Genomic DNA, 13,727 nt, shown 5'->3' on the forward strand with positions numbered 1-13,727 from the left:
GTTCACGCACCTGTTCCCGCCGCGTGAACGGCGACGGGCGGAGGGTGTCGCGCACGGGTTCTGCTCTGAGCAGAACCGCTCGAACCCTGTGAAGGCCGCGGATTATCGTGAGGCATGGCCGACATCGTCCCGTTCCCGCGCTCCCCTCGTCCCGCCCGTCCGCAGCCCGGCGACCCCGAGCCGCTGTGGCGTCAGCTGCTCGGCGACCAGCTGCGTCGCCGACGCCACGACCGCGAGGAGACGCTGAGCGAGACGGCCGAGAAGGCCGGCGTCTCGCCCCAGTACCTCTCCGAGGTCGAACGCGGGCTGAAGGAGCCGTCCAGCGAGATGATCGCCGCGATCGCCGGCGCCCTCGACACGAGCCTCATCGAGCTGACGAGCGCCGTGGCCGACGAGCTGCGGTCGGTGCCGGTGTCCGCCGTGGTGTCGGTGTCCGCCGCGCGCGGCACCTTCGCCCTCGCCGCCTGAGCTGCCCGCACTCGATCGTCACGCGGCCCGCGGCCCCAGCACGGTGTCGATCAGCCCGTAGCCGAGGGCGGCCGTGGCGGTGAACACCCGGTCGCGGTCGGTGTCGGCGCGGAGCTCGGCGACCGTCCGGCCGCTGTGCCGGGCGAGGATCTCCTCCATGTCGGAGCGCACCCGCACCACCTCGTCGGCCGCGAGGATCAGGTCCGGGATCGCACCGCGCGACTGGCCGGCCGGCTGATGCAGCACGATGCGGGCGTGCGCGAGCGCGGCCCGCTCCCCGGGAGCACCGGCGGCGACGAGCAGGGCCGCGGGGCCGATGGCCTGGCCGACGCACGTCGTCGCGATGCGCGGACGGATGTGCTGCATCGTGTCGTAGATCGCGAGCGCCGCGCCCGGATCGCCGCCCTCGCTGTTGATGTAGAACTGGACGCCCGACTCGGGGCTGTCCGCGTCGAGGTGCAGCAGCTGCGCGATGAGAGCGTTCGCGACGCCCGCGTCGATGCCGGTGCCGAGGTAGATGACCCGCTCCGCGAGCAGGTGCGAGTAGACGTCCATGATGCGCTCGCCTCGGGGATGCTGCGCGATGACGTTCGGGATCGTGTAGCCGCTCATGCGTCCGCCCCCAGCCCGACGCGCGCGCGTCGTCGCGGCATCACCTCGGCGATCGAGGCCACGATCCCGTCGATGAACCCGTACTCCTGGGCCTCTCCCGCGGTGTACCACCGGTCGTGCAGCGAGTCCTCGAAGATGCGCGCGATGGGCTGACCGGTGTCGTCGGAGATGAGTCCGAGCACGGTGTCGCGCATGTGCCGCAGGTCGTCGGCCTGCGTCTCGAGCTCGCCCGCAGAACCGCCGATGCCCGCGGACCCCTGATGCATGAGGATCCGCGCGTGCGGCAGCGCCCGCCGCTTGCCCGGGGTGCCGGCCGAGAGCAGGAACTGCCCCGCACTGCAGGCGAGCCCGAGCGCCAGGGTCGCGACGTCGTTGGGGATGAGCCGCATGATGTCGCGGATCGCGAGCATCGACGGCACCGAGCCGCCCGGCGAGTGGATCCAGAGGGCGATGTCGGCGGTCGGATCCTCGGCCGAGAGCGCGAGCAGCTGCGTCATCAGCAGCGTGCCGTTGTCGTCGTCGAGAGCGCCGTCGAGCACGAGCACCCGCTCGTGGAACAGCGCGCGCCGGGCCTCGGGGCCGAACTGCGGGATGGAGGGGTTGTCTTCGCTCATGTCCCCAGCATCCGCCGCCGGGTCCGACGCCGGGGTGGATTCTGCCCTGAGCGGCTCTGCTCTGAGCGGTGCTGCTCTGAGCGGTGCTGTCCGACGACACTGTCCGACCACGCTGTCCGACCACGCCGTGCCGAAGCGGATGCCGGTGGGGCGGCATCCGCTTCGAGGTGGGACGGGGATGGGGTGGGGTCAGGCGGCGAGCGCCAGGGACCGGCGGTGCGTGATGCGGTGACCGACCCAGAAGCCGATCGCGATCAGCCCTGCCAGCGCGATGCCGAGGATCCAGGGCAGCATCGACGGTGCGGCGCCGGCGGTCGCGGTCGCGAGCGTGCCCGAGCCGTCGGCGATGAGGCCGTTGCCCGTCGCGAGGTCGGCGGCGCCGGCTTCGAGCTTGTCGCCACCCGCAGCGAGGTCGCCCGAGCCTGCCGCCAGGGTGTCCGCACCGTCGGAGAGCTTTCCGATTCCGGCGTTGAGGTCCTCGGCACCGGACTGCAGCGTGCCCACCCCGGTGGCGAGCGTGCTCGCGCCGTCGTTCAGCCGGCTGGCCCCCGCATCGAGCTTTGCCGTGCCGGCGTACAGGGAGGACGCTCCGGTGGACAGCGTCTGCAGACCGGAGGCGAGCTTGGTCGCACCGGCCGTGAGCTGCGAGGTGCCCGACTGCAGGGCGATCGACCCGGCGACGAGCGCAGGAGCCCCCTGCGGGGAGACGAGCGCCACGGTGCCCGGCCACTTCTTCGCCGGGTCGCCGTTGACGATGGCGCCGACCCCGGCGGTGACGCGGGCCGATCCATCGGCGGCGGCGACGAGTCCCTGGGCGAGGGCGGGAGCGGCGGCCGCCGGCGCGGCCAGGGCGTCGACCTCCTTGTCGACCCCCGCGGCGAGCGCCGCGAGACCCTGCAGCCTCGGGTTCTGCGGGTCGGCGGCGAGCATCCCGGCGAGGGCGTCGGCGAGCTGCTGCGAGTGTCCGGGGGCCGTGGCCGCGAGGCCCTCGAGCGCCGCCTTCGAGTCGGGGTGCGCGAGCTGCTGCACCTTCGCGTCCACCTTCGCGTGCAGGGCCTCGGAGAGCGTGGTCGCGCCGTCGAGGACGCCGTTCGAATACCGGTGCGCCCCGTCGACACCGGCCGCGAGCCGGGCGGTGCCGTCGGCCAGGGTCTGCGCCCCGGCATCCGCCTTCGCCAGCTTCGCCGCGAGCTCCTGCGCTCCGTCGAGGGCGGACTGCGCACCGCCGCTGACCCGGCCCGCCCCGTCCACGGCGCTGGCCGCACCGGCGGCCAGGGTGCCGGCCCCTTCGGCGAGGTCCGTCGCGCCGGCGGCCGCCTTCGTGGCGCCGTCGCTCAGCTTCTGCGAACCCGTTTCCGCGGTGGCCGCGCCGGCAGAGAGCTCGTCGCTGCCGTCGGCGAGCCGATCGGCACCGGAGGACAGATCAGCGGCACCGGCGGCGAGATCGGCAGAACCGTCCTTCGCGGACGTGGTGCCGACCGCGAGTTCGGAGGCGCCGGCGGCGATCCTGCTGGTCGTCGCGAAGAACAGGATCACCATCGCGGCCAGCAACAGGCTGAGCACGATCACCGCGATGCGCATGCCGGTTCCGTGGGTGTGAGCGTGGGGCTTCGTACTCGTCATCGAGAACTCCCGAGGTCAGTGGCGTCGTTGCCACCGGCGACTGTATGGGTGCGGTCGATCGCGACCCTCGGATTTGCCGTTCGAAACCAAGTCTCATGCCACCTGGGACTCAGTTTCTTGTGGTGAGTGCACAAAGCCGCGCCCGCGCGCCTGTGCCCTCCCCGAAAACCGGCCGTAACATCGCGGACTCACGGTCCGCCTACCCTCGTGCTCATGGTGAAGCAGAAGACGCCGGCCTGGCAGTGGTCGGAGGACGGGCTCAACTTCCGGACGCGCAAGTGGGTGCGGCCGGAGGATCTCAACGCGAACGGATCACTGTTCGGCGGGAGCCTGCTGAAGTGGATCGACGAGGAGGCGGCGATCTACGCGATCGTGCAGCTGGGCAACTACCGCGCGGTGACCAAGCACATCTCCGAGATCAACTTCGAGGCCTCGGCCGTGCAGGGCGACCTGATCGAGATCGGCCTGCAGGCCACGCATTTCGGCACGACCTCGCTCACCATGCGCGCCGTGGCCCGCAACATGATCACGCGCAAGCGCATCCTGACGATCGACAAGATCGTCTTCGTGAGCCTCGACGAGGACGGCGTCCCCACGCCGCACGGCTACCGCGAGATCACCTACGACCGCGATCGCATGCCCACCGAGCGCATCGCCACCGGCACGATCCGGCTGCCCTCGATCTGACGCACGTCCGCCGAACCGCCGAGCCACCTCCTCAGGCGCGAACCGCCCCCGGTGTGTCGCGCGGGAGGGGGTGACCCGGTCGGAGAGGGGCGGCTCGACGTCGAGGGCCGTGACCCCCGCGAACGCCTGGGCGAGGTCGGCGATCAGATCGTCCACGTCCTCGAGCCCGATCGACAGACGCAGCACATCGGCGGCGGGGCGCGCCTCCGGCGGGACCGGGCGGTGCGTGAGCGCGGCCGGATGCTGGATCAGCGAGTCGACGCCGCCGAGCGAGACCGCGTGCGTGAACAGGCGCGTCGCCGAGGTGATCGCGGATGCCGCGGCGAATCCGCCCCGCATCCGCATCGCGATCATCGCCCCCGTCCCGCGCATCTGCCGTTCGAGGATGCCGCGCGGATCCCCGTCGAGCCCCGGATAGAAGACCTCGGCGACCTCGGGGCGGTCGATCAGCCACTGCACCACCCGTCGCGCGCTCTCCTGCTGGTGCCGCACCCGCACCGGCAGGGTCGTGAGTCCGCGGTGCAGCAGGTACGCCCCGAGCGGATGAAGCAGCCCCCCGGTCACCGCCCGCACGCGGCGCAGCGCCTCCGCGGTCTCTTCGCTGCAGGCGACGACTCCGGCGATCACATCACCGTGGCCGCCGAGGTACTTGGTGGCGCTGTGCAGCGACATCGCGGCGCCCAGGTCGATCGGGTCCTGCAGCACCGGGGTCGCGAACGTGTTGTCGACGACGACCGGCACCGCCCCGGCTTGGCGCACCACGTCGGCGATGTCGGCGATGTCGAGCGTGGGGTTCGCCGGGGTCTCCACGACGACGAGTCCGGTGTCGGGCCGCACGGATGCCGCCACCTCGTCGGGGTGGCAGTACGTGGTCTCGACGCCGAGCAGCCCGGAGCCGAGCAGGTGATCGGTGCCGCCGTAGAGCGGACGCACCGCGACGACGTGACGGGCCCCGGTCGCACCGGTGTGCGCGAGGATCACGGCCGTCATCGCGGCCATGCCGGAGGCAAACGCGACCGCGGCCTCCGCGTGCTCGAGCTCGGCGAGCGCCTCCTCGAAGCGGGCGACCGTGGGGTTCCACAGCCGGGCGTAGACCATGCTGCCGTCGGCCGGTGGGCGGCCGCCCGTCGCCATCGCCTCGTACGAGTCGCCTCCGCGCTCGATATCGGGGAGCGGGTTCGTCGTGGACAGGTCGATCGGCAGCGCGTGGACCCCGAGACCCTCGAGATCGGAGCGCCCGCTGTGGACGGCGACGGTGTCAGGATGCAGCGGTGCAGTCATGCTTCCACGTTGCCGGAATCACGAGGAATCCGCAGGAAGTCGACAGGATCCGCCATGATTCCGAGGGAGAACGCTATTCTGTGCAGAACCTGACGGGCAAGGAGGCCTGACGTTGGCGAAAGCACAACTCGACGAGATCGATCTCGACCTGCTCGCGATCCTCAGCCGCGATGCCGAGACGACCAACAAGGCGCTGGCGCATCGACTCGGACTCGCCGAGTCGACCTGTGCCCACCGGGTGCGGGCATTGCGTGAGCGCGGCGTGATCCGCGACACCCGCATCCGCATCGACGGGGCGGCGCTCGGCTTCCCGCTGCAGGCGATCATCAAGGTGCGCCTCGCGAACCACACCGGCGACAAGGTGACGGCGCTCTTCGACGCTCTGGCCGCCATCCCGCGGGTGCTGCAGGTGTTCCACGTCGCCGGCGTCGACGACTTCCTCGTGCACGTGGCGGTGCAGGACGCGACGGCGCTCCGCGACATCGTGCTCGAGCACATCACGGTCCATCCGGTCGTGCGTGGCACCGAGACCCAGCTGGTGTTCGAGCTGCGCGACGGACCGGGAGTCCTCGCCCGCTAGCACTCGGTCCCGCTCACCTCACCGGGCGGCGGCCACCACCTCGACGAGCTCTTCGGCCACGGCATCGAAGCGGTCGATGGCCCCTTCGGCGCGCGCCACGATCACGGCACCCTCGCTCGCGGCGATCAGCAGGGACGCGAGCGACGCTGCTCTCGCCGACGGGACGCCACCCGTCGCGAGGAGATCCGTCAGTATCCCCTGCCACTCGCGGAACACGGCGGCGGCCTTCTCCACGAGCGGCTCCGCGTCGGCGGCGACGGTCACCGCGACGACCGCACAGCCGGCGGAGAAGTCGGAGGCCGACAGCACATCGCGCCAGAGCTGCACGAACGCACGTGCCACGTCGGGGGCGCTCTCCCCCCGATGGCGCTCCAGCTCATCCATCGCCCGCGCCTGAGCGAGGGCGAGCGCCTCAGCCACCAGCTGATCCTTGCCCTCGGGGAAGTGATGGTAGATGGATCCGCGCGGTGCACCGGAGGCGGCGAGCACCTCGGAGAACGACGCGCCCTGCAGCCCGCGCTTGGCCAGCAGCAGCGCCGCCGTGCGCACCATCTTCTCGCGCGTCTCCGTGACCATCTCACCCTCCGCATTGACTATGACGACAGTCATATCCTACAGTTCTATGACGGTCGTCATAGTGACGCCCGATTTACACATACCGGAAGGGGCTCACCATGCCCATGATCGACATCTACGCCACCGCAGGCACGTTCGCCGATGCGCCCGCCCTCGCCCGGGAAGCGGCCACGATCGTGAAGGAGGTCGAGCAGGTGCCCGACATCCCGATGTTCCGTTCCAACACCGCCGCCTTCGTCCACGAACTGCCCCCGGGGAACCTCTCCGACGTCGACGGCTCCTCGCACCATGTCCGGGTGCAGGTGCTCACGAATGCCGGCGCACTCGACCGCGAGAAGCAGATCGCCGTCGTGCGCCGATTGACCGATCTCGTCGCACGGGCTGCGGGTGACGAGGAACTCGCCCTGCGCACCTGGGTCACCCTCGGCGAAGCGACTCCCGGCGGATGGGGGCTCTGGGGCCACGCCCACACCAACGACGAGATCGTCACCGCCGCCCGCTCCGAGATCGCCACCCTGCAGGGAGGAACACCCGCGTCTTGAGCACCCGCGGCGGTGACGTGCGCGAGGATGGAACGCACGTCAGCAAGGGAGCACAGGAGCACCATGAGCCGCATCGCCACCGCCGCCACCCACACCATCCGCGAGATGCGGGACTTCCTCTTCGCGAACGCGACCGACTACGCCGCCGCCCGCGCGGGCTTCGCCTGGCCCGAGGTCGACGAGTTCAACTTCGCGCTCGAGTGGTTCGACGTCGTCGCCGCGGAGACGCCCGACCGACCGGCGGTCCAGATCGTCGAGGCCGACCTGAGCCTGCGCACCTGGACCTACGGCGAGCTCTCGACGCGCTCCGACCAGGTCGCCGCCTGGCTCACCGGCCTCGGCGTCCGTCGCGGCGACCACGTGATCGTGATGCTGAACAACACGATCGAGCTGTGGGAGGTGATGCTGGCGATCACCAAGATCGGCGCCGTGTCGATTCCCACCTCGACCCTGCTCTCCGCGTCCGACCTCGCGTACCGCATCGACCACGGACGAGCCAGCGCGGTCATCACCCTCGGCAGCCTCGCCGACCGCCTCGACGGCGTCGACGCCGGCATCCTCCGCATCGGCGTGGGTGACGACGCCCCGACCGACTGGGTGCGGTTCGCGGACTCGACCGCGGCCCCGGCCACCTTCGATCCCGACGGCCCGACGCCCGCCTCCGACACCGCGCTGCTGTATTTCACCTCGGGCACCACGAACCGGCCGAAGCTCGTGCAGCACACGCACGTGTCGTACCCGATCGGGCACCTGTCGACCATGTGGTGGCTCGGGGTGCGGCCCGACGACGTGCACCTCAACATCTCCTCCCCCGGCTGGGCGAAGCACGCGTGGTCGAGCTTCTACTCGCCGTTCCTCGCCGAGGCCACGGTGTTCGTCTACAACTACGCCCGCTTCGACGCGAACACTCTCATGCAGGTCATGGACACGCACCACGTCTCGACCTTCTGCGCCCCGCCGACGGTGTGGCGGATGCTGATCCAGGCCGATCTGGCCCGCCTCACGCACCCGCCGCGCGAGCTGGTCGGCGCGGGCGAGCCCCTAAACCCGGAGGTGATCGACCGCGTGCGCGACGCCTGGGGAGGGACCATCCGCGACGGCTTCGGCCAGACGGAGATGACCGCGTGCATCGGCAACTCCCCCGGTCAGACCGTCAAGGTCGGGTCGATGGGGCGTCCGCTGCCCGGCTACCCCGTGGTGCTGCTCGATCCGGTCAGCGGAGAGGTCGTGGAGGGCGAGGGAGAGATCGCGCTCGACCTGGCCCAGCCGCCGCTCGGACTCATGGCCGGGTACTACGACGACCCCGAGAAGACCGCGGAGTCACGGACCGGCGGCTACCACCACACGGGCGACATCGCCGTGCGCGACGACGACGGCTACCTCACCTATGTCGGACGCTCCGACGACGTGTTCAAGGCCTCCGACTACAAGATCTCGCCGTTCGAGCTCGAGTCGGTGCTGCTCGAGCACGACCTCGTGATCGAGGCCGCCGTGATCCCCAGCCCCGACCCGACGCGTCTGGCCGTGCCGAAGGCCTACGTCTGCCTGACGCCCGACGCCACCGCCGCGGAGGCCGACGCCGCCCGAGCGATCTTCGCGTACGCACACGAGCGGCTGTCGTCGCACCTGTGGGTGCGCATCATCGAGTTCGTGCCGGAGCTGCCCAAGACGATCTCCGGGAAGATCCGGCGCGTCGAGCTCCGCGCGCGCGAGGCCGCACGGGTGGAGTCCGGCGACGACGCCGGACAGCACCGCGACCGCGACTACCGCTGAGCGCTCAGGAGACGACGCTCAGGAGACGACCGGGATCGACGACGTCACCGCGGCCTTGGTCGCGAGCGTCGGCTTGGCGACGGGCTCGGCCTTCGAGGCGGGCACCGCCTTCGGCAGCGCCTCGTCGACCTCGCGGTCCGGTCGCCCGAAGCCGGACGCGTTCACGATCCCGCGCACGACGCCGCCGATCACCAGCATCGCGACGAGCGCGGCACCGGACACGATCAACGGCATCCACTGACTCGCGAACGAGGCGGTGAAGCTCATCAGCGCGCACACGATCCAGAGACCGACCGCCCCTCCGGTGAGCCCCGCCTTCGCGCGGACGATCGCCACCCCGGCGACGATCGCGCAGAGCGCGGCGAGCGCCGCGCCCACGTAACCGATCGGCACCAGAATCGCAGCCAGATCGCTGGCCATTCTCATTGTCGTCATGACGACCCCCCGTCAGCGGAAACTCCGCTACCTCGACACTAGAAGTGTGTCCCGGAAAGGCCATCCGTCTCAAGTCCGATCCGCATCATCCTGCAGACGGATATCCGGCCGGGCCGAGAAGGCGCCGGCGGAGGGTGTCAGCGACGGTTCAGCCACCGCAGCCGGCGGGTGCGCACGACGCGCACCGGCTGGGTGACGACGGCGTCGACGACCATCGAGCCGTCGGTCGGTCCGACGATCGCGATGGCCGAGGTCTCCGTCGCCTCCGCCGGATCGATGGGCAGGCGTCCGAGCGCCCGGTGGGCGCGGACGTACGCGGGCACGAGGAGCACGATCGCGCCGATCCAGGCGAGCGGGTTGCTCAGCGCGACACCGTCGAAGCCGATCCACGCGCCGAGCACGATGGCCGCACCGACTCGCATGACGAGTTCGATCACCCCGGTCACGGTCGGCACGAGCGTGTGACCGAGTCCCTGCAGGGCACCGCGCAGCACGAACAGCATGCCGAGCGCCCAGTAGCCGCAGCCGTTGATGATGAGCATCCGATGGGCACTGTCGACCACGCCGTCCGCCCCCTCGCCGATGAACAGGCGCACCATCGGGGCGCCGAACGCGATCAGCAGGGCGCCGAGCACGACGCCGGCGCCGACCGACATCCACGTCGCCTCGACCACACCGCGGCGGATGCGGTCGGGACGACGGCCGCCGTGGTTCTGCGCCGCGTACATCGACACCGCGAGCCCGAGGGAGGAGAGGAGGGCGACCGCGAGGCTGTCCACACGCGAGGCCGTCGTGTAAGCGGCGACCGCGTCGGCGCCGATCGTGTTCAACGCGACCTGCACCGTGAGCGTGCCGATCGCGATGATCGAGGCCTGGAACCCCATCGGGAGTCCGAGGCGCAGGTGCTCGGCGATGTCGTCGCGCGTGATGCGCCAGTCGGCGCGACGCAGGTGCAGCATCGGCAGGCGGCGGCGCACGAACTCGAGGCACAGCGCCACCGAGACCGCCTGTGCGACGACCGTGGCGAGCGCGGCACCGCCCACGCCCCATTCGAGCGGGCCGACCATCAGCACGACGAGGCCGACGTTCAGCGCGCAGGAGACGGTGAGGAACACCAGCGGCGTCTTGGAGTCGCCGATCGCGCGGATGATCGCGGAGAGGTAGTTGAAGAACATCGTCGCGCTCGCACCGAGGAAGCTGATCTGCGTGAAGATCGTTGCCTCGGGCATCAGCTCCGCCGGCGTCTGCAGCAGCGCCAGGATCGGGCCGGCGAGGAGCGGGGCGGCGACGGTCAGGATCACACTCGTGATGGCGCTCAGGAACACGCCGGTGGCGACCGAGCGGCGCACCGCCGCGTCATCCCTCGCCCCGAACGCCTGGGCGATCGGGATCGCGAATCCGCTGGTCAGACCCCAGGCGAACCCGAGCAGCAGGAACAGCAGGCTTCCGGTCGCGCCGACGGCCGCGAGGGAGGTGACGCCGAGGTGCCGGCCGACGACGATCGCGTCCGCGAACTGGTACAGCTGTTGCACCACGTTGCCGAGGAGGAGAGGGATCGAGAAGGCAAGGATGACGCGCCACGGACGGCCCGTGGTGAGGGAGGTGGCCATGAGGGAGCGGCTCGCAGAACTGGGGAAACGGATCGGGGCCGCACAAGCCTATCGAATCGATTCGGCGGAGCACATCCCCCCGTTCTCTCTCCGAGGCCATACCGGGTCGGTTTCGGAGGTCGGCGGCATCGTGAACTACTCTGCATCAGCATGCCGCCCGCCTCGCGGGCCGGCGGCGGAGTCGATGACGACCGGAGGAGCGAGAGAGTGACGAAGCAGTATGCAGGGGGACACGAACAGGCACCGGATGCGGGGGCACCCGGGGACGAGCAGCATCTGCGGCGAGCGCTGAGCAACCGCCACATCCAGCTGCTCGCGATCGGCGGCGCGATCGGCACCGGCCTGTTCATGGGAAGCGGCAAGACGATCTCGGTCGCCGGGCCGTCCGTGATCTTCGTGTACATGATCATCGGGTTCATGCTGTTCTTCGTCATGCGGGCGATGGGCGAGCTGCTGCTGTCGAACCTCAAGTACAAGTCGTTCAGCGACTTCGCGAGCGACCTGCTCGGGCCGTGGGCGGGGTTCTTCACCGGCTGGACCTACTGGTTCTGCTGGGTGGTCACCGGTGTCGCGGATGTGATCGCCATCGCGGGATACACGGATGCGCTCATCCCCGGTGTCCCCCTGTGGATCCCGGGCGTGCTCGTGATCGTCATCCTGCTCGCCCTGAACCTCCCCACCGTCGCCGCGTTCGGCGAGATGGAGTTCTGGTTCGCGCTGATCAAGATCGTCGCGATCGTGGCGCTCATCATCACCGGTCTCGTGATGATCTTCACCGGGTTCCAGCACGATGCGGGCACCGCGAGCTTCTCGAACCTGTGGGACCACGGCGGCATGTTCCCGCACGGGTTCATGGGCTTCGTGGCCGGCTTCCAGATCGCGGTGTTCGCGTTCGTCGGGATCGAGCTCGTCGGCACGGCCGCGGCCGAGACCAAGGACCCGAAGCGCAACCTGCCCAAGGCCATCAATGCGATCCCGATCCGCGTGCTGCTGTTCTACGTGGGCGCGCTCATCGTGCTGATGGCGGTCACCCCGTGGACCGAGTACGTCGCCGGCGAGAGCCCCTTCATCGCGATGTTCGCCCTGGCCGGACTCGGCATCGCCGCGACCGTGGTGAACCTCGTCGTGCTGACCTCGGCGATGTCGAGCGCGAACTCCGGCATCTACTCGACCTCGCGCATGGTGTTCGGCCTCGCGCAGGACGGCGACGCCCCGCGGATCTTCGCCCGCCTCTCCCGCCGCCGGGTGCCGCAGAACGCCCTGTTCCTGTCATGCATCCTGCTGCTGTCCGGCGTCGTGCTGCTCTACGCCGGCAAGGACATCGGCACCGCCTTCGACATGGTGACCACGGTCTCGGCCCTGTGCTTCATGTTCGTGTGGACGATCTTCCTGTGCAGCTACCTCGTCTACCGACGCACCCGCAAGGACAAGGTCGCGGCCTCCACGTTCCGGATGCCGGGAGGCGTGTTCATGGTCTACGTGGTGCTCGCGTTCTTCGTGTTCATCCTGTGGGCGCTCACGACCCAGCCCGACACCCTGACCGCGCTGCTGGTCACGCCGATCTGGTTCGCGGTACTGATCGTGGCGTGGCTGTTCGTGCGGCGGTCGCCGAACCACCTGGCACGGCACGAGGCGCACATCGCCCACCTGCGCGACGACTCGGTGGAGGCGGACTCGGACTGAGGCCGCGGTCGGGGCGTTTCGTCTCGCTGCGCTCGCTCAACGACCGGTCGTCGAGCGGGGAGCAGAGTGGCGGGACGAAACGTCCGCCGTCGAGGCCGCCAGGCGCGTGCGGAGGGCGAGGAACAGCAGCACCATGCCGGCGCTGAGCAGGATGTGGCCGAGGCCCGCGATGCCGGCGATCATGCTCGACGACTCCTCGCCGAGCACGGTGAGGGAGCCGTGCCACACCAGCATCGCCGAGGTCAGCACGAGACCGGCGTTGTAGATCCAGAAGAACCAGCCGAACAGGCGGCTCTCGGAGAGCGCGAAGACCTTCTCCAGGAGCAGGACGATCAGCAGGACGACGAAGCCCAGCACCAGCAGGTGCGTGTGCACGAGGCCGAGCTGGGTCGACTCCCCCTCGGGGAAGTCATTGATCTTGGTGAACTCCCGGTAGAAGAGTCCGGAGGCGACGCCGACGATCATGTAGGCGAACGCGGCGTAGAACAGGCGGCGCATCGGGTTCCTTTCGGTCTGATTCCAGCCTCGGCGGAGCCGCCGATCCGGGGATCCATCGAACGGTTGAGAAGCCGAGGCGGTCGCCTCTTGTGCCTCCGATGGGGCATGTGATGACCTGGCAGCATGGACTTCTTCCCGCCTGACCCGGAGACCCCCGAGCCCGACGTGAGCATGTCGGTGCGTCAACCGCGCTGGCAGGCTGCGGATGACGAGCTGCCCGTGCTGCTCCCCGTCTCCGAGACCCTGGCGGTCACCGACCATCTCGCGTTGGGCCTGTTCGGGATCGCCGTCTACAGCGACGGCGTGGAGTTCCACCTGGAGGGACGCCTCCGGCGGAACGACATGCCTCCGCGGGAGTGGAGCGAGCTGTGCACGGACTTCGTCGGACACGGTGGGATGGGCGGCCTGCCCGATCCGGGCGGACGACTCCGTTTCGGCCTCGTCCTCGGCGACGGCGAGAAAGTCCTCGACGAGGGATTCCCGTACTTCGGTCACGGTGACCTGCCGTCCGATTCCGAGGTGCACTCCCTGTCGCGCAACAGCAACGGCGCGGGCGGAGATGACCGCCGCTTCACGTCGAGCGACCGCCTGTGGCTCTGGCCGCTCCCTCCGGAGGGGCCGATCGAGTTCGTGCTGCAGTGGCCGGCGCTCGGCGTCGAGGAGCGGAGGATCGTGCTCGACGGCACCGCGATGCGCGAGCTCGCCACCCGCGTGCAGCGGTTCTGGAGCTGAACGCGACGACTCG

General features: G+C 70.1%; 14 protein-coding genes and 1 pseudogene. 7 read left to right on the plus strand and 8 right to left on the minus strand.

Annotation, left to right across the window (positions count from 1 at the left end):
* The first annotated feature begins 114 nt into the window (after positions 1-114).
* Complete coding sequence (locus MME74_RS17485; protein ID WP_267416386.1) at positions 115-468, plus strand: helix-turn-helix domain-containing protein; 354 nt, start codon at positions 115-117, stop codon at positions 466-468.
* A gap of 18 nt (positions 469-486) precedes the next feature.
* Here MME74_RS17485 and MME74_RS17490 read toward each other — a convergent pair whose 3' ends face one another.
* From MME74_RS17490 to MME74_RS17500, 3 genes are all read right to left on the minus strand, one after another.
* Positions 487-1,080 (minus strand): ClpP family protease, encoded by a 594-nt coding sequence (locus MME74_RS17490; protein ID WP_267416387.1) that lies wholly within the window; start codon positions 1,078-1,080, stop codon positions 487-489.
* Entirely contained in the window at positions 1,077-1,694 is a 618-nt protein-coding gene (locus tag MME74_RS17495; protein ID WP_267416388.1) for a ClpP family protease, read from the minus strand. Before MME74_RS17495 ends, MME74_RS17490 begins: the two co-directional genes overlap by 4 nt.
* Before the next feature lie 189 nt (positions 1,695-1,883).
* On the minus strand, positions 1,884-3,317 hold the full coding sequence (locus MME74_RS17500; protein ID WP_267416389.1) for a hypothetical protein: 1,434 nt from the start codon (positions 3,315-3,317) through the stop codon (positions 1,884-1,886).
* A 213-nt stretch (positions 3,318-3,530) separates the two neighbouring features.
* Here MME74_RS17500 and MME74_RS17505 point away from each other — a divergent pair, with 213 nt between their 5' ends.
* On the plus strand, positions 3,531-4,004 hold the full coding sequence (locus MME74_RS17505; protein ID WP_267416390.1) for an acyl-CoA thioesterase: 474 nt from the start codon (positions 3,531-3,533) through the stop codon (positions 4,002-4,004).
* A gap of 117 nt (positions 4,005-4,121) precedes the next feature.
* Here the strand turns inward: MME74_RS17505 and MME74_RS17510 are convergent.
* Positions 4,122-5,285: pseudogene (locus MME74_RS17510) on the minus strand (trans-sulfuration enzyme family protein); the annotation flags it as partial.
* Positions 5,286-5,397: 112 nt separating this feature from the next.
* Here MME74_RS17510 and MME74_RS17515 point away from each other — a divergent pair.
* Positions 5,398-5,865: an Lrp/AsnC family transcriptional regulator gene (locus MME74_RS17515; protein ID WP_267416391.1), complete on the plus strand. Its 468-nt coding sequence runs from the start codon at positions 5,398-5,400 to the stop codon at positions 5,863-5,865.
* A gap of 18 nt (positions 5,866-5,883) precedes the next feature.
* On the opposite strand, the gene MME74_RS17520 is transcribed toward MME74_RS17515, so the two are convergent.
* A complete protein-coding gene (locus MME74_RS17520; RefSeq protein ID WP_267416392.1) occupies positions 5,884-6,441 on the minus strand; it encodes a TetR/AcrR family transcriptional regulator in 558 nt (185 codons plus the stop codon).
* Positions 6,442-6,539: 98 nt separating this feature from the next.
* Between MME74_RS17520 and MME74_RS17525 the strand changes: the two genes are divergently transcribed.
* Both MME74_RS17525 and MME74_RS17530 read left to right on the plus strand, forming a co-directional pair.
* Positions 6,540-6,983 (plus strand): tautomerase family protein, encoded by a 444-nt coding sequence (locus MME74_RS17525; protein WP_267416394.1) that lies wholly within the window; start codon positions 6,540-6,542, stop codon positions 6,981-6,983.
* Between the two features lie 63 nt (positions 6,984-7,046).
* Positions 7,047-8,756 (plus strand): AMP-binding protein, encoded by a 1,710-nt coding sequence (locus tag MME74_RS17530; protein ID WP_267416395.1) that lies wholly within the window; start codon positions 7,047-7,049, stop codon positions 8,754-8,756.
* Positions 8,757-8,774: 18 nt separating this feature from the next.
* Here MME74_RS17530 and MME74_RS17535 read toward each other — a convergent pair whose 3' ends face one another.
* Together MME74_RS17535 and MME74_RS17540 are read right to left on the minus strand one after the other, a co-directional pair.
* Entirely contained in the window at positions 8,775-9,176 is a 402-nt protein-coding gene (locus tag MME74_RS17535) for a hypothetical protein (RefSeq protein ID WP_267416396.1), read from the minus strand.
* A 152-nt stretch (positions 9,177-9,328) separates the two neighbouring features.
* Positions 9,329-10,801, minus strand: a complete 1,473-nt coding sequence (locus MME74_RS17540; RefSeq protein ID WP_267416397.1) for an MATE family efflux transporter — start codon at positions 10,799-10,801, stop codon at positions 9,329-9,331.
* 207 nt (positions 10,802-11,008) lie between these two features.
* Between MME74_RS17540 and cycA the strand changes: the two genes are divergently transcribed.
* The gene (gene cycA / locus MME74_RS17545; protein ID WP_267416398.1) at positions 11,009-12,484 is read left to right on the plus strand and encodes a D-serine/D-alanine/glycine transporter; all 1,476 of its coding nucleotides are present in this window, start codon (positions 11,009-11,011) and stop codon (positions 12,482-12,484) included.
* A gap of 36 nt (positions 12,485-12,520) precedes the next feature.
* On the opposite strand, the gene MME74_RS17550 is transcribed toward cycA, so the two are convergent.
* Positions 12,521-12,982, minus strand: a complete 462-nt coding sequence (locus MME74_RS17550; protein ID WP_267416399.1) for a DUF2871 domain-containing protein — start codon at positions 12,980-12,982, stop codon at positions 12,521-12,523.
* Between the two features lie 123 nt (positions 12,983-13,105).
* Here MME74_RS17550 and MME74_RS17555 point away from each other — a divergent pair, with 123 nt between their 5' ends.
* Positions 13,106-13,714, plus strand: coding sequence for a hypothetical protein (locus MME74_RS17555; RefSeq protein WP_267416400.1), 609 nt, complete (start codon positions 13,106-13,108; stop codon positions 13,712-13,714).
* The last annotated feature ends 13 nt before the right edge of the window (positions 13,715-13,727 follow it).

Origin of the sequence: Microbacterium oxydans, assembly GCF_026559675.1 — a bacterium.
Taxonomy (GTDB): Bacteria; Actinomycetota; Actinomycetes; order Actinomycetales; family Microbacteriaceae; genus Microbacterium; species Microbacterium oxydans_D.